13 protein-coding genes are annotated in these 23,179 nt (G+C 52.5%); 1 reads left to right on the top strand and 12 read right to left on the bottom strand.

What is annotated here, in order from left to right:
* Positions 1–7: 7 nt before the first annotated feature.
* The 6 genes from hepB (ABEA66_RS11520) to hepB (ABEA66_RS11495) all read right to left on the bottom strand — a co-directional run bounded on the left by hepB (ABEA66_RS11520) (position 8) and on the right by hepB (ABEA66_RS11495) (position 11,300).
* Positions 8–2,251, bottom strand: coding sequence for a heparin/heparin-sulfate lyase HepB (gene hepB / locus ABEA66_RS11520; RefSeq protein WP_079913474.1), 2,244 nt, complete (start codon positions 2,249–2,251; stop codon positions 8–10).
* A gap of 626 nt (positions 2,252–2,877) precedes the next feature.
* Positions 2,878–4,188, bottom strand: a complete 1,311-nt coding sequence (locus ABEA66_RS11515; RefSeq protein ID WP_345587657.1) for an ABC transporter substrate-binding protein — start codon at positions 4,186–4,188, stop codon at positions 2,878–2,880.
* Positions 4,189–4,272: 84 nt separating this feature from the next.
* Positions 4,273–6,312, bottom strand: a complete 2,040-nt coding sequence (locus ABEA66_RS11510) for a heparinase II/III domain-containing protein (protein ID WP_345587656.1) — start codon at positions 6,310–6,312, stop codon at positions 4,273–4,275.
* 54 nt (positions 6,313–6,366) lie between these two features.
* Positions 6,367–7,503 carry a glycoside hydrolase family 88 protein gene (locus ABEA66_RS11505; protein ID WP_345587655.1) on the bottom strand — a complete coding sequence of 379 codons (1,137 nt, stop codon included), beginning with the start codon at positions 7,501–7,503 and terminating at the stop codon, positions 6,367–6,369.
* Positions 7,504–7,564: 61 nt separating this feature from the next.
* Positions 7,565–9,022 carry a sulfatase family protein gene (locus tag ABEA66_RS11500; RefSeq protein ID WP_345587653.1) on the bottom strand — a complete coding sequence of 486 codons (1,458 nt, stop codon included), beginning with the start codon at positions 9,020–9,022 and terminating at the stop codon, positions 7,565–7,567.
* Entirely contained in the window at positions 9,012–11,300 is a 2,289-nt protein-coding gene (gene hepB / locus ABEA66_RS11495) for a heparin/heparin-sulfate lyase HepB (RefSeq protein ID WP_345587651.1), read from the bottom strand. Before hepB (ABEA66_RS11495) ends, ABEA66_RS11500 begins: the two co-directional genes overlap by 11 nt.
* Before the next feature lie 352 nt (positions 11,301–11,652).
* Between hepB (ABEA66_RS11495) and ABEA66_RS11490 the strand changes: the two genes are divergently transcribed.
* Complete coding sequence (locus ABEA66_RS11490; protein WP_345587650.1) at positions 11,653–12,876, top strand: ROK family transcriptional regulator; 1,224 nt, start codon at positions 11,653–11,655, stop codon at positions 12,874–12,876.
* A gap of 73 nt (positions 12,877–12,949) precedes the next feature.
* Here ABEA66_RS11490 and ABEA66_RS11485 read toward each other — a convergent pair whose 3' ends face one another.
* The 6 genes from ABEA66_RS11485 to ABEA66_RS11460 all read right to left on the bottom strand — a co-directional run bounded on the left by ABEA66_RS11485 (position 12,950) and on the right by ABEA66_RS11460 (position 23,148).
* Entirely contained in the window at positions 12,950–13,606 is a 657-nt protein-coding gene (locus tag ABEA66_RS11485; RefSeq protein WP_345587649.1) for a YheC/YheD family protein, read from the bottom strand.
* A 171-nt stretch (positions 13,607–13,777) separates the two neighbouring features.
* A complete protein-coding gene (locus tag ABEA66_RS11480) occupies positions 13,778–16,702 on the bottom strand; it encodes a GAP1-N2 domain-containing protein (RefSeq protein ID WP_345587648.1) in 2,925 nt (974 codons plus the stop codon).
* Complete coding sequence (locus ABEA66_RS11475) at positions 16,702–17,967, bottom strand: TRAFAC clade GTPase domain-containing protein (RefSeq protein WP_079913483.1); 1,266 nt, start codon at positions 17,965–17,967, stop codon at positions 16,702–16,704. The genes ABEA66_RS11480 and ABEA66_RS11475 overlap by 1 nt, the downstream gene beginning before the upstream one ends.
* A 454-nt stretch (positions 17,968–18,421) precedes the next feature.
* A complete protein-coding gene (locus tag ABEA66_RS11470) occupies positions 18,422–19,066 on the bottom strand; it encodes a hypothetical protein (RefSeq protein ID WP_345587647.1) in 645 nt (214 codons plus the stop codon).
* A gap of 344 nt (positions 19,067–19,410) precedes the next feature.
* Positions 19,411–20,700, bottom strand: a complete 1,290-nt coding sequence (locus ABEA66_RS11465; RefSeq protein WP_345587646.1) for a vWA domain-containing protein — start codon at positions 20,698–20,700, stop codon at positions 19,411–19,413.
* Between the two features lie 69 nt (positions 20,701–20,769).
* Complete coding sequence (locus ABEA66_RS11460; RefSeq protein WP_345587645.1) at positions 20,770–23,148, bottom strand: hypothetical protein; 2,379 nt, start codon at positions 23,146–23,148, stop codon at positions 20,770–20,772.
* Positions 23,149–23,179 lie beyond the last annotated feature (31 nt).

The following is a 23,179-nucleotide window of genomic DNA, read 5'->3' as shown; positions in this document are numbered from 1 at the left end:
GGAAACTTTACTCCTTTCCTTCCGCTTTTGCGGTTAAGGGAATGAGACGGACAGGGGTCGACACTTCCGTAAGGTGGAGCACGCCGCTCTCTTCCGTGACCACATACTGCTCTCGTACATCCCCACGTTCTGCGATCCAATCTCCTGCCGCCAGGTCGGCTATGACATAGTGAAGCGATGCCGAAGCTTCTGATATAACCGGTGCTGAAGGAATAACCAGCTCTTCAGACAGTCGCTGTCCGTTCTTGCTGAAAAGAACGACCCAATCCTTGATCTGCGCCCCGACAAGCGGATCACTGTCCACTCGATAGGTCGGCAGCGCTTCAGGTCCGTCCGTATCCTTAAGCTGCATCACGTTCAAGAAAATGTCCTGCTCCGCAGCCTGAGCCGGGCTGACCTCGATACGCCACGCTCCCTGTTCCTTCGTGCTCGGAAAATCGTTGATGTAATTGGTGCCGAATACCCAAAACTCCTTACCCGGGCCCCCGACTGGGGTGATTTCGAGATTATCAGCCGTTGGGAGCAGCGTATCGTTAATGAGCTGTCCGTTATAGCCGTCCTCGCTGCGCGAGATGACGGTACGGCTGCCGTCGACCTGCGGCTCTTCGATGCTGTGCAAAAGCCAATATTTTTTGAAATCCGGGTTAGCTGATTTGACGCGGTCGAACACAATGAGTGCGGCCGGATGGTTCGCATCCTTAAAGTTTAAGAACATGAAGGAGCGCTGGAACTGCTTCATCTTGCTCGAATACGCAGCGGTAATGTCGCCTTTTAAATAAGAAAAGTCAGGCTGTACCGGGTCCGGACCGTACGCATGCGCCAGTACTTCACCGCGCTTGAAGTCTTTGTTCAGCAAATCGTCCAGCGTAAGCGGCGGTCGCCCTTCATTTGGCCAGCGCTGCCCGCCATCATTCACGTTCGGCCATGTGAGGCCGCCGTCTTTGACGTAAGGATGATGCTCTAACTCATCGGGATCGTAAACAAGAACCGTGTTATGGGCGATCGTCCGTTTGAAATAATATTTGTTATGCGGCGAATGGTATTTGCCGGAGGAGCCTTTGTAAATCCCGGAATCGATAGCCAAGTAGCCCTTGTAATACAGCTGGAATGCACCCGCATCCAAATGCTGATGGTTGTTGTACTGGTATTCCCCTATACGCATCTCGGCGACTACCGTCGGTGAGCTTTTATCCATCCCCTCATCCCAGCCGGTTCTTGCGATCATAATTCCTGTCGGTGACCCGAAATAACGGGTAAGCGGCAGCTCCTGGATCGACTTGGGCTTCACCTCCGGGTTATAGAACAAAAAGGCGTGAAACACGTACATGTCCGGTATCGTTGGATATTCGCGGAACTGCTGATCCATGAAGTAAGGATTTTCGTAGTAGCTGCCGGACATCAAGTACACAAGCGGGAAAAACTGAATATATTTGTTTTCCGCATACAATGGGTTATCGCTATCTCCGTCCCGCAGCAGCTTGCCGTCCGGCCTTCTTGTATAAATCCATTGATACCCTACTTCCCCTTGGGAAGGGTCGTAAGGATTGCCGGCTCCCATGCGGTCCAAAATCCAAGTAGCGAACAGCTCCGCCTGGTATCGATAGGTGCCGTAATTATCTCCTTGATGATGCCAGCCCGAAGGATAAAAGAAATTCCGTGCAGGTACCATCTCGGCATAAAAGCGTCCTGCGGCTACGTCATAAATTTCCGGGTCCTCGTCGTAGATGGCGATACCCGTACCGATAAGATCACGCATCAGCATCCATTCGCTCGTATGACCAACGATGGAGCCCTCCTTCCTCGGAGGGAAGCCGCATTCCAGCATGCCGGCTAATCGTTTGAAATGACCGATCATCAACTGCCGTTCCGTATCATCGATCAGATCGCGGCACCAGTCGTAGACAACGGCTGCAGACGACATCAGGCGCCCGATAGCTCGGGAAATATCCTGAAAGTTCGGATTGAATGATTTTGTAATGGTGGCGAGCGCCAATGCTTTGGCTCGAAGTCCCGCTTCTTGATCTCCATTGAGTATATACATCAGCGCGTTCGCTTCGATGAGATAAGCTTCATCCGGGTGTTCAGCGGAATGCGCCTGGCTAATATCCACCTGGCTGAACTCCACAAGCCGCTCCCATACTTGCTTCATTTCCGGCTTGAATCGTTTCTCCCTTAAACCGGGCAAATGCTGACTCCGCAACAGTAGACGCGGATGCTCCGGCGGCGGTGTAACAGGCGGTTTCGGGTACATGCTGTGGCCTCCTTTTCTTGTGAGGGTGTTCGATTGCAAATAAAACTGACGCTAGCGCGGTGAGCTTGTTGAGGCGTAAAAACATGGAAAAAATGCTTTGGTCCCCCGGTGGGGTATCCCCTTCCGGCCATGCTTCCGAAGTAGGCTTTGCTACGCAAAGCCCTTAGCTGTTGTTCTCGGGAAATTTTGATTAGATTTGCTAGAGGATATTTCCCGAGAACAAAGGCGGACGCTTGAGAGTTTTCCAAAGGAAAACTTACTTCGTAAGCAAGGGGACACCCCACCTCTCACCTTTCGCTTTTTTCTGAATTAATGAATGTCTCAACAATCTAACCGCTCACGCGGTCGCTCATCTTTGATTCGCGTCGATTTACTTAGATTTTTCCTCCACATAGAAATGTTCCACTCACTTTAGTCCATCCGGACGAAGTGAACAACATTTCTATTGGCGAAAAAAACTTCCTCTGGGCGCAGTCGCTCATCTTTGAATTACTGCGATCACTTAGATTTTTTCTCCACATAGAAATGCTCTTGTTCACTTAGTCCATCCGGACGAGGTGAACAGCATTTCTATTGGCGAAAAAACTTCCTTATAAACACGGTTATGCTACTCTGCTTTACATCGATCATCGAGATTTTTTCATATCCACCATCGTCTTCTCCGCTTTTTCCTGAATCTCCCTCAGGACGGTATTGACGTCTTTGTTGTTAACCGCCATATCTTTGGCCCCGTCACGTATCAGCTGCTTGAAAGGAAGATCGTAGTCGGTCGGCTTGACGATAGGCGCCTGCTTCGTTTTGAAGACGGCCTGCACGTTTTTGCCCTGGAAGCCTTTTAGCTCGGAGGCATATGTTTTCTTGACCGTATCGTTGTTCAAGGATGTCATTCTTCCGGTTTTGTTCATCGTGATCTGCGCTTCGTCGGAGACCAAGGTGGTGATGACCTTGAACGCTTCCTCCTGATGCTTGCTCTGGGGTGAGAGCATCATCAGATGCAGATCGACAGGCTTGCCGACACCGGGACGGTCCTCGAAGCTCGGATACGTGACCATATCCCAGTTAACCGAGCTCCCTTGCTGCGCCATATCCTCGATCGTACCGACGACGCCATCGCCCCAGACCGGGTACATCGCCAAGATCCGGTCCTTGAAAAAGCCGTTGGACGTATACATGAACTTGTTCTTCTCGCCGATAAAGCCGGGAATCTCATACATCGCCTTCAGCTTGGTGAAAGCCGCCTTATAGCCCGGCGTATTGATCTCCGGCTTCTCCTCCTTCTCATCTACATAGGGAAGCGAGTACTGCCGGGTCAGGTTCTCCGGGTAATCGGGATCAATACCGATGTACTGAATCCCGTCCTCCTTGCGAGTCAGGTTCTTCGCCACCGCAATCGCCTGATCCCACGTCATGCCGTCCTGCGGATAAGGAACCCCGAATTTGTCGAAAATGTCTTTGTTGTACAGCATGAGGCCGTAATTCATCGAGAAAGGGACAGCGTATACCTCCCCTTTATCCCCGAACTGCTTGATCGCTCCCATGCCTACCGGATCGAATCGGTTGAAATCCAGGTTGTTCTTTTTCGCCAGCTCATTCAGATCCATGCCAAGCCCCAGCTTGTTAAACATGCCGATATACACATTGCTCGTCAAAATGAGATCGGGCAGATTGCCCGAAGCGATAATTTGCTCCGGCGTGTCCTTGTCTCCATTACGGGAAACGAGCTGCATCGTAATATTCGGATATTTCTTCTGAACCGGCTCTACAAAAAACTTCTGAAATTCCGACTCCTGAATCCCTGAGCTATAGCTGTACACGACAAGCTTGACAGGCTCCTTGGATTCCGGCTTGACGACGGTCTCACCCGCCTTTTCCTTGGTGCAGCCGGACAGCGCCACGGACAAACAGAGCAAACCTGGCAGAACGAAACCTTTTTTCATCTCCGAAAGACCCCCTGTTCACGTATGAGAAGCGTGTTAAGATGAATCCAACGCAATCGTGTTAGTTAATCGGTGCAGCTGTCATTAAGGCAGCTTCCACTCGGAAAGCGGTACATAATCATGACCTGCCGAAGGTATAGCCTCTCCGGCTGCGAGCGGAACGAGCTCCACGGCCAATCGCACATCCTGAACCCCATCGAGCTTAATAGCCAGCTTGCGAATGCCATTATTAGGCGTCTGCCCTTTCGGATTCAACGACTCTGGAAGCGGCCTGGCATCCATAATCTGAAATTTCGCTTGTGCAGGAGGCGGCGCATCCTTCGGAAAGGTCATCGTCACCCACAGCCTTTTGCCGTTCTGGCTTAGCAATGCCGATTTGCCGTCCTCGGCCACTTGAATAGACGCTTTCGTGTTCATAAACCACCAGAACGCCGAGGGCTTCTTGGCTCGAAGCTCATCCTGAACAATGAGCCCTTTGCGGTCGACAAACCGAATGCCTCGCTTCGCAGCGTCGGCATTTCTCGCATAGGCGGGCTGCATATCCGCAATCGCCAAAGCCCCCTGGGGCTTCGACTCATATCGGATGATTTGGTTCATAGAAGCCTGATCCTGCTGAAACTGCTGGTCCGGGTTCAGCACGATCGTATTGTGTCCCTCCGGCTTCAGCCGGTAATAGGTATACCGTTCCTTGTCATACTCAAAGTAGCCCTTTAAGTTATAATCCTCCTTGCCGGGATCGATAGCCCACTGCTCGCCGTTCGCGTGAAAGACGAATTCGCCGATATCGGAGTGCGAGTGGCTTGCGATAGCCGTGCCCGCTTTGAAGCCGACATATGACGCTGCCGGATCATTCCATTTGCTCCGCATAATGACCAGCTCCGCATCGCGGTAATATTGGTCGGTCGGGAGAGTCATTTTCATGTCACGAAATGATGGATCATACCAGAGCAGATCATATACCCCGCCTGCCTGCTTGGCATCCTCCATCATGGTAAGCCGCTGTCCGGCAAGCATAGGATCGTTCGTTGCCTTGGCCAGCCAAAACAGCTCCGGAATTTTCATCTTGCCGCTGTCGCTATCCGCAAAGTTGAATGTTCCCTGTGGTCCGGTCACATACACGGGGAAGTAGGCCGTCTTATGCAGAGCCGGTGTCTGCGCATGCCCATAGGTTGTGCCAAGCGAAGACTGCATCGCTGCCATATAGCTAACCGTATAATCCATCATGTACCGCCAGTAGCCTGGTCCTTCGCTCCAGCCGCCGTCCGGCTCCCAATGGCTTAAAATAATGTTTTGTACAGATTGCAATGAGCGGAGAATAATCTCTCCGGCAAGCGCCTTCTCTTGCTCCTCGTCTCCGATAGCGAGAGCTCCCACGATGATGCCGCCGTTGCAGACGGCGCTCCAGTTGTTCACCGGATCGGTTCTGATGCTCCACCATACCTGCTTGTTGTGGGCGTCGAGCGCTTTTTGCAGCCCCTTCTCCACCATGGCCTTACGGATGGAATCCCGCTGCTCCTGCGTGAGATAGTCGTACAGCCAATCGTAGCCGATCCCCATGCCTGCAGTGATCTCAGCCGTGTTAAGAAATTCCTTCTTATCGTTCCAATCCGGGAATGCAACCATCGCCATCATTTCCTGCACGGCCCGCTTGGCGTACTTCTCATCCCCGCTAAGTCGGTACATCATCGCATTCTGCTCGATGATCGGTCTTGCATCCCGGGCGGACAGCATGCGCCGTCCATCCGGTGTTTCGTACGCTCCGACCGGCTTCGCCAACGTTTTGTCGGTCGCCCGCTGCAAGTCGCCGTACCATTTGCGCAGCTGCGGATCCGTCTTGACGGTGTCCTTCAGCTTCGCAAATGCGTCGGCTGTCGCGAACAGCCTTGGGTGACGCTGCTTCGGATTGTTCTTTTGCAGGTCGGAGATGATTCTCTCCGCCGTCGGCGATCCGCCGGTGTATGGCGCAAACGCCTGCAGGGAAGGTGTCGGCTCTGCCTGAGCAGTCGCCCCAGGCTTCTCGCTCGAAGACGGAGCAGCCGTATCCCCGGAGCAAGCCGGCAGTATGGTTATACCTATCGCCAGCAGCATAGTGAAAGCAGCTTGAGTCAGTTTGAGAAACGGCATCCTGTTTCCTCCAATGCCAGCTTGGCGCTGTCCACGAGAGACAAGCGCGATTTTTTACCAGAACAGCTCCGTCTGTCCGCGCAGCTTGGCTAACGCCTCGACGAAATAGTAGTCGCCGTAGATCAGGCCGACGTCGATATTTTTGTTCGCAGGCCAATGCCCTGTGCCATGAGGCAAAATCGCTTCATCGCTTGTATCCCAGATTGCATAGTGGTCTACTAATGATTTGAGAATCCGCTTCGCCGATGTCTCATATAGACGTCCTTCTTCAGCCGGAAGGGATTCCGCCAGCAGTAGCAGACCGCTTGCGGCAATCGCCGCCGCCGAGGAATCTCTTGGGGCGCCTTCCTGCGTAGTCAGGCGGAAGTCCCAATAAGGCACCAAATCTTCCGGAAGATTTGCGAGGAAGAAATGGGCTACCTTTTTACTAGCCTGCAAATAAGCATCGTTCTTCGTATAGCGGTAGCAAAGGGCCAGACCGTACAAGGCCCAGGTTGTTCCTCTGGCCCACGCCGATTCAGGAGCAAAGCCTTGGCCGCCCAGAGCGCCGATACGCTCTCCTGTCTCGGGATCAAACTCTACAATGTGATACACCGAGCCGTCGGCACGGATAAATTCGCGCATGACCATATGGGCATGAGCTTCAGCAATATGCTTGAATCTTGGGTCACCGATCTGTTCTGAAGCCCAGAAAAGAAGACTTAAGTTCATCATGCAATCGATGATGGCCCAGCCGGTGTTCCCGTTAATGCTCTCCCAGTTGCTTTGATTCCAGGCACGAATGAAGCTCCCCTTGAGATTGAACCGCCCGGCCAGCCACGCCGCCACCTTCAACGCCCGCAGCTTAGAAGCTTCGTTGCCGGTTAGCTTATAGTTAGCAACCGAAGTTAAACTCCACATGAAGCCTACATCATGATGCAAGCGAGTATATTCATCGATGCATACATCCATCTTGCTCTCGCATTGCTCGGCCAGCTGCCTAAGCACTTCATTGTTCGTATCGCGGTATAGAAGCCACAGCAGTCCCGGCCAAAAGCCGGAGGTCCAGCCTTGTGGGTCCGTGCAGTCATATTTTCCTTCTTTGGATACGTGGGGGAACCCGGCTCCAATCGTCTTGCTCGTTTGCTCCACCTTGGCGACAACCTTATTCCATGCTTCCTCCACCCACAAATCGTATGTAACTGCTGACATCGTAATTCTCTCCTTTAGGTTTGATTCTTTGCAGATCGTTCTATTTAGCCCATTCCAAGTCTTAAGCCTTAAATTCCGAATAATCGGCCAGGAAACGATCGTATAGGTCAGCCGGAAGCTCGAGCAGATCGTTGGTATCCCGCATATGCTGCCTCAAGCTGCCCAGCAGGCTTTCAATCCGGCTTCCGTACTCCTCGGACTGGAAGGCCAAGTTATTCATCTCCTGAGGATCGTTCTTCACATCGTACAGCTCCATGAAGCTCTCATCCTTGAACATATCAACGATTAGCTTATAGTCACCTTCCATCACACAGCGTTGAAAATTACTGCGTGCCCCGTTGCCGTCAAACTGGATGAAAATCCGTTCCCGCTCCAGCTTCTCTTGCTCCCCTCGAATAAGAGGCATGAGGGATAAGCCCGATACCCCTTGAGGCGTCTCAATACCAAGAAAATCGCATAAGGTTGGCAGCACATCGACACTGCTGACAAGCTCTTCAGAGCGTTCCATTGCGGGGGTAAACCCGACCGGAAATTTAAAGTACAGCGGCGTTTTGACCGATTCCTCGTACATGCACATTTTTTGCCATAGCTTGTGGGAACCCAGCATCTCTCCATGATCACTTGCGAAAAGAATCAGCGTATTATCGTAGAGCCCCTGCTGCTTCAGCTCGGTGATCAACTGTCCGACGCAATGATCGAGCAGCGCAACCAGCCCCAGATAAACCTTCCAGATTCGCTCCCATTCCTCACGCGTATAAGGCGTACCCAACACACCCGTCAAGTTGTACAGCTGAAGCGGAGATTGATTATCCGCCCATACACCGACGTTATCCGGCAGCTTCACCTCCTGAATCATGGAGTACCATGGATCAGGTATATCCAGCGGAGGGTGCGGCGCAAGGAACATCGCATTCAAAGCAAACGGCTTGCTGCGATCCCTATTGCGAATCGCCTCCAAAGAATCATTTAGAATAAAGCCGTCATAGAAGAAATCCAGCTCCTCATCATACCTGCCTATCGTTGGAGTCGAATACTTGCGCTTCCTCGTAATTTTGCCGTAGGCAAGCTCCGGAACAAGACCCTGAAATGCCGGTCCGCCCGGCTTTTTCTTGCCGTTCTTCTTGAGGAACGCCTCATAGCGCTGCTCCAGCTGCAGCCAATGCGTCTTGCTGTCCTCACGGTGCTCCAGCTTAGGGGCGGTGAAGAGGTGCTGCTTCCCCGTATGCCAGCTGTCCCACCCCTGTTCCAGCAGCTCATACCAATGGGTATGCTCTTCCCGAACCATCCCATGCTGCTTCTCCTGCTCCGTCCACGGATTGATGAGCGAGCCTGTGACATTTGGGTATTTTCCAGTGAAAAAAGCCCCGCGAGCCGGGACGCAAAGCGGTGATGCGCAGTAAGCCCGGTCGAAAACGACGCTCTGTGCTTTCAGTTGGTTGATATGAGGCGTATGGGCTCCAAACGCATCCCAGCGCAGCTGGTCCGCCATAATAATGACTACATTCGGTTTATCGCTCATGCTTGCACCTCCCTGTTGATCCATGGTTCGAGCCATTTAAGTAAACCAGGCGAAGTCTGTCCGCCGCTCCCTCACTCTGCCAGTGCAAAACACCAGCCTCTTCTGTTACTTCCGCTGTGAGCAGCGTTCTCCATTCCGCACCTAGAGCTCCCGCACATTCCTGTTCCACACTCCATTGCCCTGCTGCGAGATCAGCTGCGAAATAATAGAGGCTTCCGCCAACGACCGTTCCTTCAGCAATATCCGGAAGAATCATATCCTCCTGCAATCGCTGCCCGCTCCTGGAGAAAAGAGCGATCCAATCGTTTATTTTGACGCCGACCACAGCCTCTCCATCGAGTCTCTGTGTCGGCAACGCTTCAGGACCATCTATATCCTTTACCTGCATAACATTTAAAAATAAGTCCTCTTCCGCAGGCACCTTCGGACTAACCTCGATTCGCCATTCGCCCTGCTCCTTCGTACCCGGAAAATCATTTACGTAGTTGGTGCCGAACACCCAATACTCTTTGCCCGGACCGCCGACCTTTTCGATGGTCTGGTTTTCCGCTGCAGGAAGCAGCGTATCGTTGATCAGCTGACCGTTATAACCATCCTCGCTGCGGGAAATAACGGTTCGGCTGCCCGCCGTCTGCGGCTCCTCAATGCTGTGCAGCAGCCAATATTTTGGAAAGTCCGGATTCGCCGATACGACGCGGTCAAACACGATCAATGCCGCCGGATGCTCCGTATCCTGAAAATTCAGGAACAGAAAGGAACGCTGGAACTGCTTCATTTTGCTCGAGTAGGCTGCCGTTATGTCTCCTTTTAGATAGGAGTAGCTCGGCTTCATCGGGTCAGGACCTATTGCATGAGCAAGGACATCTGCGCGTTTGAAATCCTTATTCAGCAGATCGTCCAGCGTGAGAGGCGGCCGCCCCTCATTAGGCCAGCGCTGCCCACCGTCGTTCACATTCGGCCATACGAGACCCCCATCCTTGACGTACGGGTACTGCTTCAGCTCATCCGGATCGTAAACCAGCATCGTGTTGTGTGCGATCGTTCTTTTGAAGTAGTACTTGTTATGCGGGGAATGATACTTCCCTGACGAACCCTTGTAGGAGCCTGAGTCAATAGCCAGATTGCCCTTGTAGTAAATTTGGAACGCACCCGCATCCAAATGCTGATGGTTGTTGTATTGGTACATGCCCACCTTCATCTCGGCAACCACGACGTTCGAATCCATTCCCGTCTCCCAGCCTGTACGCGCTACCATCACACCGGTCGGCACCCCGAAATAACGGGTGAGCGGCAGCTCGTCGAGCGGCTTGGCTTCCACATTCGGGTCGGCGAACAGGAAAGCGAATAAAACATCCTTATCCTGCAGCCTTCCCTCGTCCATCTGCTTCTGAGCTATGAAGTAAGGGTCCTTGTAGTAACCGCCCAAAATCCAATAAATGAAATGGAGCCTCGTATACTTCGTCTGCTTCAGCATTACCGGAGTCGTATCCCCGTCACGAAGCAGCTTGCCGTCAGGACGGCGCGTATAAATCCACTGATAGCCGACCTCTCGCTGCGAGGCGTCGTATACATTACCAAAGCCCATTCGATCGAACATCCAGGTAGGGAACAGCTCCCCTTGGAACCGGACACCGCCGTAGCCGTCCCCCTGATGATGCCAGCCCGAAGGATAAAAGAAATTGCGAGCCGGAACCATCTGATGAAGAACCCTGCCTGCAGCTAAATCATACATTTCCGGCTCCTCGTCATAAATGGCGATGCCCGTACCCAGCATATCGCGCTGAATCATCCACTCGCAGCTGTGTCCTACGAACGCGCCCTCCTTAACCGGCGGATAGCCGCACTCCAGCAATCCTGCCAGCCGTTTGAAATGCCCGATAAAAAAGGTTCTTTCTTCATCCGTCACAAGATCGTAGCACCAATCGTACACGATCGCCCCGGCCAGCATAAGCCGCCCAATTTCTCTGGAAATGTCCTGAAAGTTGGGGTTGAAGCTCTTCGTAATGCTGCTGAGCGCTAACTGCTTGGCTTTGAGACCGGCTTCCCGATCACCCTGCAGCAGATACAGAAGCGCATTGGCTTCGATAACGTACACGTCCCCGGGGCAATGCTCGGAGTTCGCCTCCTCTATACTGTACCTGCTGTACTGGACGAGCCGTTCCCACTCCTGCTTCAGCTCCGGCCTCGTCATCTTCTCCCTCAGCTCCGGCAGATGCTCCTTGCGCAAAAATAACCGCGGATGCTCCGGCGGCGGTGTTAATTCAGGTTTGGCAAACATGGCAGCTGACCTCCTATCGCTATTCTGCTTAGGGTTTAATCGTTTCAATTCCTGGCAACACTATAGCCGCTTTGCGCCGCTAATTGTAAACGTTATCAATAATAAACTATGTAGATATCCCGACGGCTGCTTTACTTCTCCTCCTGATCATACGTCCGCGCCAAACTTATGTCAATAACTAAACTTAGATTAGATAAAATAATATAAAAACCTCTGCTTTTAGAGCGGGGTTTTCAATATTTATGTAAAAAATTAAATTTTATCCCCTCAAGCTCCATTGCTAACTCGCGATAATTTTGATATGGTTACATTATCAATATTGGAGACCGAAAATGAATGGCGAGGGAAAGCTATGGATAACATTCGCAAAATTTGGGATCAAAAAGGAAGCAAAACCGCGATCCTTCAGATGCTGAGAGTGCACGGCCCGATGTCCCGAATCGAGCTGACTCAATTGACGGATCTAAGCCGTGCGACGATCTCCGTCACCATCAACGAGCTGATTGAGCTGGGACTCGTGCATGAAACCGTGCTGCGCCAATCTACCGGGGGAAGACCGGCCACGAATCTGGAGCTCGTCCCCTATTCCCATATGATACTAGGTGCCGACCTGAACCATCAGACATGGACGCTGGGCGCCTTCGACCTGCTGGGCAACACCATCGAGAAGAAGCAGATCTCGTTCAGCCCACTGACTCCGGAGGCTGCCGTGCAGGCCTTGGTCTGTGAAATCCCTGACTTTATTAAGCAAATAGACAAAAGTCCAATCCCTTTGCTGGGCGTCGGCGTCCCTGGCCTTGTCGATACGCATAACGGTCTGCTGCACAGCTCGGCCGTCATGGGATGGCAGCAGGTGGAGCTCGGTTCGATGCTGGAAAAAGCGCTGGGCTGGCCGACGGTTGTGCTGAACCGCAGCCGGGCCCGCGGCTTGTCCGAATGCCGCTACGGTGCGGGGAAAGACTACCAGCACATGATTTACATCGGAATCGATTCCGGCATCGGGGCCGGCATTTATGTACATCGTGAACTCATTCACGGTGCCCTGGGTGGCGCCGGTGAAATCGGCCATACGACGGTCGATGTCGACGGTCCGCTCTGTCCATGCGGCAACAACGGCTGCCTGCAAATGATGTCGGCCGCTCCAGCCATGGAGCTGGAAGCGCGCAAGCTGCTGCGGATGGGTACTCCTTCCGCGCTACATATGCAGCCGGGCTTTGATCTGCAAATGCTCAAAGCCGAAGACATTTGCCAAGCCGCCGAGCAAGGAGACGAGCTGGCTTCTCAAGTCGTCCATAATGCCGCTACCTATCTGGGCATAACGATGGCCAATCTGGTCAATCTGCTCAATCCCGAAGCCATTATTCTAGGCGGCTCCATTCCGAAAGATTGCCCGTCCTATGTACAGACGGCCGTGAAAGTGATGAGACAGCGCGCCATGGGGCAGCTATCCGCCTCTACTGTCGTCCATATCGGTGAGTTCAAGGAAATCGGCGGCGCGCTGGGAGCTGCCAATATGGCGCTGGACCGGCATATGTCGTTTGCCCATTTTTCTCCGCAGTCCAGCATGGTGAAGTAAAACTATTCCCGGCAGCGGCCGGGCTTCATAGGGAAGACTAAAGGGGGTGCTCACGATTGAGCACCCCCTTTAATTAACGCGGCTGAGTATTGACCTCGAGCATCCAAATATTCCCCTGTCTATCGAGCCCATAATCGAACCCGAGCTTATCAATCCCCGGAAACGCTCTAGTCAGCGCCTCCATCCCCAGGTAGGAGAGCCTGTTCATCTCCTGCTTTTTGGCATGGGGAGAAATGGATAGCGAGCGGCGAAGAGCGTCATTTGCCCTTAACACCGTTCCGCCGCTGTGAATGTTTGTCACGAACAATCCAGGCTTAGCCAATCGGCCGACAATCGCTTTAGTAAACCATTTTCCGTGCCGCCGAAGCAGCTTCACCCGGTAATCTACGGGGCGGCCGGAAATACTCGCTAATACTAGGCCGCGCTGCACCAAGTAGGCTCTTTTTCGGCGCAGGCGTTCAACAAGGGCCAGCATCGTCCCGAAGCTCATCCTGCTCAAGATTTTTTCATGGTGATGAACCGTATAGCCCGACCTCAGCTTGGATATGAGAATGAGTCCATGTCCACCGAAGCCAATGCAAGGCTTCATAACCACCCGTCCGTACTGGTTCAGCATACGTACCAGCACCGCCCTGGAATACACCCTCGTTTCCGGAATGTGCTTCACAATCTCGCGATGTCTAAGCAGTACATTCGTCTTCAGCCATTTGTTCGGAACCAATCTGGACACGGCCGAATCCCCCCTTATTACTGGCAATTATCCCTCTACCAGTACCATATGCATCCAAGCCAGACAACTCCTGTACCTTTGTCCGTCCATGACGTTTGAGGAGGGAACAGCAGCCGGCAAAGAGTAAAAGCCGTCCCTTGGGAGTATCCCAAAAGAACGGCTTTCACGAAACTATTTCTTCCCCGTGCCCGCTGCGGTAGCTGAAGCGGATGGCGTATATTTGATCGTCTTTTTGATGGTATCGCTCATTTTACCGAATTTATTGCCCGCCTTAAGCTCTACGATATTTTCTCCAGGCGTCAAATTCATCGACCAGGATACGGAGCCTTGGCCCACGGCCTGCCCGTTAATATAAATGGTCGGACTCGCATCATTCGTATCTTTGGCCGTAGCCGAGATCATGACGGAAGCCGTCTTGGAGGTCTCGGGAATCGGATTGTACGTTAGCGTCGGAGAAGGCATGGCGTACATCACCTTTTTCCGAATGACCTCCGACTCTGTCCCCCCGCGATTGACAGCTTTCAGTTCAATACTATTCTCGCCGTCATGAAGGGTTATCGTCGTATCGAGGGTACCGTTAGACACGTATTGACCGTTCAAATACATTTTAACTGTAGCTGCTTTTGATTGATCTCCCGCCACACTAGCCTTGATCGGCAAATTCATGGTCGTGGACGTTTCCGGCAGCGCCTCAACCACAACCTCCGGAGGCGGCCCGAAGCTGGCTATCCAGTTCAGCATCGGAGTCCATAATACATAGAGAAGAATAGCTATAACAGGAACTGCAATAAAACTGGACCGAATCAGCTTCCGCTTATTTCGAACGAAAAAACGAGTCCATTTCCCCGCTTGCTTCAGTTTGATGGCTTGAAATACTTCGAGGTAGGACGCATTGGAAACCGCTAGCAGCTTTTCCCGAACCGCTTTGTCCCTGAAGGCGCGGGCGTCATGAACGTCAAAATAACGGATGACCGCCGCTTTGTAGGTTGGCTGAATCATATCCTTCTCATCCAGAAACTTACGGTCCTTCGCCGAACGGAGCAAAAAGTCGTACATCGTTTCCGGGTCACTCATATGAGTCGCGATATATTCGAGCATCCCGTCATAATCGTACCCGGCTGAGAATTGGAAGCTTCGTTCCGCTTCGGGAACATAAAATGCGAACGTTATCGCGCTGAAGCGGCTGGAATCGATCCGATTGGCCAATAACCGTTGTAACGAACCCTGTACCCGCTCCAGATCGGAAGATCCCAGCTCCTGCAGCGCCTCAAGCGCTTCGGCTTCCTCCTCCGGCTTCAGCATCAGCATCCGATATAGGAGGGCTAGGACGATAACGGTCTGCCTCTTGCTTTTTTCCATCTGCTGAAACACTTCAGCATCGATAGGGTCCACCATGAAGTCGAGGCGGGTTACATCATCATACGTCAAGCTGTCGAATTGAATCGTCTCAAGCAGCTCCAACTGTAAGTCCAGCAGCATAGAATCGCCGAAAGACTCCACCTGCTTATCCTTGCTTTTCTTAGGCAATTGCTGAAAATAACCATACAGCCCCGCGGTGATTTCAATCCGTTTGGCTCCGGCCTTTTGCAGCAGCTGCTTGGCTTTTTTCTTCGCCCCCTGGACAAAGAAGCGCGCCTGGACGAGTCCCCCCGCCCGCTCCAGCCAAAAATCGATCTCGGCCTTCAGACTATCTGCCGTTCCAACTTGCTCCATCCGGTAGGTCACATATTGCTCCGCCGCGGCGGAGGACTGCTTCTGCAGCTCCTTCATCAGAATTCCAAACACGTTCGAGGGATGAGACAGCATCGGCTCAAACAGCCGTGCGGCACCAGTCGTTCCCTCTTCGGAGCGTGAGGTCGAACGATTCAAGAAAATGATAAAGCATTGGACAAGCAGCGCCTGTTCCCCTTCCGACGCCAGCATGTAATAGTCCAGCAGACTCTGAATATAAGCCGCATCCGGCAATATTTCACTGTTGGAAGCGTCCTTGCGAAGCAAACCAATGAACAGCTCCCTTAACCGCGGCTTGCCGTCTCCGCTCTCCTTGCGCAAAAAGCCCAGAATGGAGCTCATCGTCCCTGACCGGTTGCGCTCATACAGCGTCTCGTCGCCCTGCTCGATCTCATACAGCGTCAACAGCTGCGAATAGGTCGACACAGCCAGGGGGATATTCAGCCCCATGTCCTGCAGCGCTTCCTCGCAAAAATCAAACAGGCCTTGAAGCGGCTCCGTTTCATGACGGAAATGCCATACAAATTCCAGCAAGGGCTGCTCGCTGTCGGGGATGTCCGTATTGATGAATTTCTGGTTAGGAAAATCGAACACATAATCCTTTTCGATCCGCCGGTCCGGGAGCCGCAGACTGCCTTTTTCAACAAAAATGACATGAAGGTTCTGTTTGCTTTCCGGCTCGCTGTTAAAGGTCATGAAGCCCAGCTGACGGCGAAAGGCATACGGGATGCAGCGATAGATGATTTCCAGCAGCCGTCTGGCCTTATCCGCACTCTGTGATACTTCCGTATCCAGCGCGACATATACCTTCCTTTTGTTCGTGACGGATGAAATGACCGCATGCACCAGCTGCTGGAACCGCTTGGAGTCTACACCCAGCTCGGTTAGCAGCCGCTCCTGCGCCGCTTCGTCATAATGCCGGTCGTACTCGATTTCATCCACCTCGGGAATCGACTTCCCGTTGCGGATATCGTAGCTGCTCTGGAAGCTGCTGATACGAAACAGCCGGTTGGGGTCCCTTAAGAAAGGCTCCTTCAGCTCCTTCGGCACCACATACTGATGCGTAAACGACGCACTTCGCTGGCCTGTGAAATCCGTCCCTACGTACACGCTGCGGCCGATGACCATATCGCCGTTATCGGTTTGAAAAACAAGCAGCGATTCCGGATAAGCACTGCTGTCCGCTTCATTCCGCGCCAGCAGCTCTTGCGGTGCCTTGTAAACGCAATAAGGATGTAAAATGGCCTTAATAAAAGTGTTGTCGAGCGACGGTGACTTCGCAACGGTATCAAACCCTTCGCTGGTGCGAAAGATCCCCTCCCGGTCTCGGGTAAAATACTGCTGCTGTATTTTTCTCTGAGCCATTACTGCGCCTCTTTTCTAGCTACATAGTCCAGCTTGTGGAGCAGCCAAATAAACGGCTCGTCGACTCGTGTGGGGTTAATGACGCCCGTAATCTGCTTGTTGACCGGGTTGGCGCCAAGGGCCGAGACCGCAAAGTAAGCGGTGTTCGTGAAATACACATCTATGGCATCTTTAAAGGGCCTGTCTACCTTCTCAATAAAACGGCTGATTTCACCGTTGATGTTCTCGAATTCGGTCTGGTTCAAGAAGCCTTTATGAACCACATTGCGGAACACGTTACTGTTAGGCTGGATGTATTCGCTGTCTTCCTCCTTCAAGTACTGCAGCATATCGCTTTTGGTCAGGACGATCGCCGTCGGGATGTCCGTCTTGCTGTTCTGCTGATGTGCGATGAAATTTTCAAACAGGCTGATAACCACTTCCCGCGGCTCATCGTAACGGTTGGCAAACTCGCCCTCCTCCGTGCCCAGGTTAATGTGAATCCGGTCGCGGATGCTGCGAATTTGCAGCGGGTCGACGAGGAATAGAATGCCGGAGGAATTTTTGATATGGGACGCGTAAATGTCCAGGTACTCACGCTCAACCATGCCCTCACCCGCCACATCGAAAAAGACGAGTGTCAACGGCGCCTGTTCAGGGTCCTTGAAGACGAATTGAAAGATAAACGGCTCCTGCTGCTCGTTCGGGTTTGTCGACTGCAGCATGCTTCCGCGTTCAAAAATCGGCTCATGGTAATTTTGCCGAAACTTGCGGCTGATTTCCGCACTAAGCGGCATGCAGGCCGCGTTAAAATTGGATGCGGTCGTGTTCTGCAGGGTGTGGATCAGCGACGTCATGTAGACGGATTTGCCCACCTGGGAAGCACCGACAATGGAGATAATGTTGCTCGGCACTTTCCCCGCTGAAATCGGCAGCTCGTTATGGCAGCTCGGACAAAGCCGGCGCTTGGTCGTCTCCCCGTAGCGGTCCGTAACAGCTATGAGCACGTTCTGCGAGTAGGTTTTGTTCTCTTCGGGAATGGTGTGCGGCTCGATCACCGCCTCCATGTCGACTTCGGACAGATGGAATTTGCGCCGCCAATCGTTCAGCCTGCGGTCCTCCTGGAGCATAAAATCGTCATCGTGATCTTTTATATGAGTAGCCCGGAACACGACTTCCTCCGGGTCGAATTTGCTGAAGCAGTAAGGACATACGATACTGTAATAGGGCGGCTTTTCTTTGACAGGCGCCTTTTTGCCAAACCAATTTTTTAAGTTTTCTAGCATGTTATCCCTCCTTAGAGTTTTCGAAGAAAACTTACATCGTAAGCATTCGCTTAGAGTTTTCGGAGAAAACTGGCTACGTAAGCATTTGCTTAGAGTTTTCGAAGAAAACTGGCTACGTAAGCATTCGCTTAGAGTTTTCGAAGAAAACTGGCTGAGTAAAAAAATCAAGAAACCTACGGGTTTGGAAAACTTGCTCCGGTCCCCGGTGGGGTATCCCCCTCCGGCTGCTGTTGTTGTCAGGAAATTTTATTTTATGTTTTACAGCGGGGATTTCCTGACAACAACGGCGGACGCTACCGCTCCTCCAGGGGACACCCCACCTATACCTGCAACAGTTTTCTGGTAAAAGGTTTCTCGATGTTTCGAGCCTACGACGTAAGCTCGAATTTAAAGCTTTTAGAGTCTATTGCTTCTCGCGATCTCTCATCCAAAGTTACCAAAATACAAGAGCCTTTTACTCGTACATCAAAGCATATTGCTCGCTGTATCGCTTGCTATCTGTGAAAAAGACTTTGATATAATCGTTCTTGCCGATTTCAACCTGAGGCAGAGCCGTGCGCCCCACAGGAAAGTCATCCATGAAAGGATATGCGATGCCGTCATCTTTGTGAGCCGGAACGGCCCCTTCTTTTTTCACATAGCAGAGCGCTTCCTGAGGAACGGCAATTTCACAAAACAGCTCGATCCGCGCGCTTTTATACTTGCTAAATAGTTTGCTGCCGTATTTGACCGAGCAGCGAATTTTGGCTCTTCCCCCGTTCATGCGTGCGACATTGGCATCGTCCGTTTGCCTGAGCAGCGTTAGGCTGCCGTCGCTCCGGAGGCACGGAAAGATACGGTATCCCCGAAGACCGATATAATCGACCCGTTCCCGGTACCCGGCTTTCGCCTTATACTCCTCACGGGTGAACAGCTTCAGCTGCTTCGGCGTAAGAACCTCCGGCGCTTCCTCGGCCCCGTCGGGAAAGCTGTAAATATATACGTAATCGACATCCTTAGGCCACTGCCAGGTTAACAGGCAATCTCCATCCTGCAGCTGGCACGCGGCCTTCGTAATTCGGTAAGGATCGCCGGGTTCGTCCCATTGCAAATGTATCATCCTCCTAAGAGTTTTCGGAGAAAACTTGCTTCGTAAGCATTCACTTTGAGTTTAATCTGGAAGATTAAACTTGCTTCGTAAGCATTCGCTAAGAGTTTTCGGAGAAAACTTGCTTCGTAAGCTCAGCCCATTGGAAAAATCCGTAAAGATTCAGATGTGCATGATACTCCGGCGGGGTATCCCCCTCCGGCCGCTGTTGTTGTCAGGAAATTTTATTTATATCCTTTATAGCGGTGATTTCCTTGACAACAAAGGCGGACGCTATCGCTCCTCCAGGGGATACCCCACCTCTGTCCATCATCCATCATCTGAATCTTTAAGAGCCTCAACTTCATTCGTTTCACCTATCTAAATCGCTTGCCGACTCTGCTCTCGTTTCGGTCGCCGAAACGGCTCTGTTCCTTCACGGCTAGTCCTCTGCGTCCGCCGCGCAATCCGCTGCTTCGGTCCTCGTCTTGACGGACGGCTACGATCATCGTGGACAGCGAAAGAACCAGCGCAAGCACTGCATCCGCCAGAGCCCGGTAGATCGAAGGATAATCGGCTCCAGGCAGACCATTTTCCAGGATCAAGCCTGCAAGCAGTCCAGCCACCGTGCCTCCAATCATGAAGCTTTTGGCCAAATAGCGATTATCGAAGACAATGCCTAGCGAAAGCCCCAGCAATGTGCCCAGCAGCGTGATCAAAACTACGCGCAGTATGGCGTAATACGTATCGGCCGATGATGCGCCGACGCGTTCGTTAAGCAGGTGCCGGTGCTGAACCGAATCATAGATTTGATTGAAAGCCAATGATACACGATCCGCCCGCTGCACATTTTGGAAGGTTCCTCCCGTATCGTTGGAAATCCTTCTAAGCACCTCATTGCCTCTGTCATCATTAGGAAGAATGCCGACCGTATGAACCTGAATACGCTCCTCTATGTAAGGCGCCAATACCTTGGAATAATTCACTTGATTGTATCCGTCCGAGATCAGAATCACCGCGACTCTGCGCTTTGGATCGCCTTCTTTATGCAAATAATCCATGACGGTATTCAACGCATTCCCGATATCCGTCTGCCCGGAAGGCTCATCAACCGCCGCCAGCTTGGAGGACAGCTGATTCTTGACTCCCGCATCCGTTACTTTGGTCAGCGGAAAATTTAGCTTGGCCCCCTCATTGAAGGTAAACAGCGCAGCCCGTTCGCTGCGGTCCATCCGTTGGATAAACGACTGTGCGGCCTGAATGCTCTGCTTGTTCGGGTCCGTTTCCTTCATGCTTTCGGACATATCCAGTAGCAGAACATAGTCCTTGGGCGTATCCTTCTTCTCTATCGAAAAACCGTAAAGGAACTGGAACAACGCCCCCGCGGCAAACAGCATAACCAGAGTGCCCGGAACAAGCAGCTTCCATCCGTCCCCGGCATAGCGCAGGCGCCAGTTATTCCCGTTCAAACGGGGCGAAATGATCTCAGCGATCAAACAGAACAGCCCGACAATAAGGGCGAACTGTCCGAAGTACAGGCCTATCAGCAGCGTCTCATGCATCCGGCCTTCCCATTGATTTAATATGATTTCCCCGATGAAAAAGCCCAGCAGCCCGCCAATGAGACTCATCAATGTCATCAGCGCGTTCCATTTTCGCTGTTTCACCTTGTCCCCCTCTTTCTACGGCTTAAAGTCTATCGGAATCCATTGTTGTGTGTTTGTCAGGAATCCCACCTATAAGCTCGATGCTTCCGGCTTTCCATCCGCTTCTTCCATTCTATGAAATTGGAAGCCGTTCTCCACATAGGTATCGTAATAGAGCTTGCCGTTCCTGTAGTACATGAAGTCGTCCAGCCGGAAGCCGCCCATCATATTCAGCTTCTCGATGCCGCTCGCTTTCTTCTCATGAATGCAGCCAAGCTTGTAAGTGCGGCTGCCGCGATCGACGGCAAACGCGTATTGAATAAATTCGCTCTGAAAGTCGCCGAACAAATATTTTTCTTCATACCGATGACGATGCGTGGAGCGATAGACGTCCGCCCGCACAGCCGCCTCGCTCTCCAAGGTCGCATACAGATCACGGAACAGCTCTTCCTTGGACAATACGGCACGGTTATCGTAGCTGGTCACCACGTTGGCTCTTTGCAGCAGCTCATCTTCAAACGATTGATGGAACAGCGGATGAACGAATACATGGTGCCTCACCGATTCCATCAGCTTCCGAAGCAGCTGCCCCTCTCCTTGCATCAGCAGCTTCGAAACATTCCCGAGACAACGTTCCTCCCAATAAAAATGAGGTCCGCGGCGCTCCTCCAGCTCCTTGGTAACCTGGTTCACGACATACTCGTAATACTCGTTAATATTGCGCCCCAAATAGTCGCTCGTAAAGGAAATACTGCTGCGGCTTGCATCACGAAGCTGCTTCTCTATCTGTTGAAGCTGCTCAACATACTGCTTCATCCGAACGTGGAGCTCTTCCAGCTTCTGGATGTATTGCTCCAACAATTTTCGTTTCGCCTGGTAATAGAGCATATCCAGCTTCATTCCATAAATATCGTCCAGCACGGTTTTCACAACCTGCTTCAACGGAACCTGATTGGTGAGACGGCTCCACAGCGATACCCGCTCGCCCGAATGCGGATCTACCTGCTCCTCATACCGGAGCTCCAGGTCTATTGCGCACTGCTCCAGCAGCGCGTCCGTTTCCTTCAGCTGCCTCCTGAGCTCGGGCATGACCGTGTTCTCTTCCGCAGCCTCCGAAGTCCACGCATAGCCGCCAAGGACCCCGTACCGCGGGTTCTCGATAACGCGCTCCTGAAACCGCCGCTCCAATTGACGCCCATAGTCCCGTTGAAGAAGCGCCGCTTCGACCCGCCGGGCTACATTCGTGTCAAAAAAGACCCGGGCATTGCTGCCGAACAAGGCGGTCTCCGCTTCCCGGTAGGTCATCGATCTCCATTGTCCCGGGGAAATGGAATGATAGAGCAGCCCGTACATCCCCTCTACCGCCTTGGCCGGTTCTTCCATCAGAGTGCGGATCGTCTGGTCTGACTGCTGATCGTCCAGCTCCAACAGTTCAATCAGTTCTTTGCGATCGACCTGGCCCTGCTCCCGCTGCCGCTCCAAAACAACCCGGTACCAATGGTACAGAACGGTCAAAGCAATCGGCTGATTCGGCCGCTTCACCTTGGATAGACCCGCCGAAACGTAAAACCGGTTATCTCCATCCGGCGGCATCATATTTTGCCTGAACTGCTGATGGTTATAAATACCATGCTGCGGGTCCGTCTGCTCCGGCGCCATCCGGTTCTTCAGCAGATTGAGACTGCAAACGATCTCGCAGCTCCCCCGCATTCCGCTGTCCGCGAACAGGCCCCTCTCGTCCTTCGTGCTCAGCAGGTATACCATATCAAACAGCGGGGCGGGACCGTGCTGAACCGGCATGCGGATGCCTTCCCCCGTCACCTGGAGCATCCCCTGGAAGCTGTAAGCTCTGTCCTGGTATCTGTCCACTTCCCGTAAAAAGCTGACCCCAAGCGAAGAGGAGAAAGCATAGGTCTCCCCTACCTGCTTCTCCTCCAATAACCCATAAAGGTCCGTCATTACGGAGCGGAACTGTTCCCCGAATATCGTCCTCGCCAGCACGGTCAGCTCCGGCAGCAGCACGTTGCAAGGGTCATCCAGCTGAGTAATGACAGCAATATTCAAACGCTGCAGGCTGGAATACATCCGGCCGAATTGGGCAATCCGGCTGTTCATTCGGCGAAGCAGCACATTCAGCTCCAGCAGCTTGGCTTCCTCCAGATAAAACTGCCTGTGCGTATTCGTGCGCACCGTCTTCTTGTCTTCTGACAGGGCAGGCAGTATCCAGGAGTACAGATTATCATCCGTCTCCACCGGCTTCGTCCCTACATGCAGATAGACAACCCCGTCACTGTTGTTCCACTGGTTCCCGTTCAGCTTGCGGATCTGCTGAAGCGCCTCCTCCGTCTTGTCGCCAAGAAACAGGAAGACGAGAGGATGGTTGATGCTGCGCAGCTCATCGTCGTTGCTCCCCAGGCTGTCCATCTCCGCGTCATATTCATTTGCAAATGCTAGCAATGCGTCGCGCATAGTCCTCTGCTCCCTCCTTTCACAGCTCTGT

This window comes from Paenibacillus vulneris (genome assembly GCF_039543185.1).
Taxonomy (GTDB): domain Bacteria; phylum Bacillota; class Bacilli; order Paenibacillales; family NBRC-103111; genus Paenibacillus_S; species Paenibacillus_S vulneris.
The sequence above is the reverse complement of the archived record's forward strand: the minus strand, read 5'-3'. Positions and strand labels throughout refer to the sequence as shown.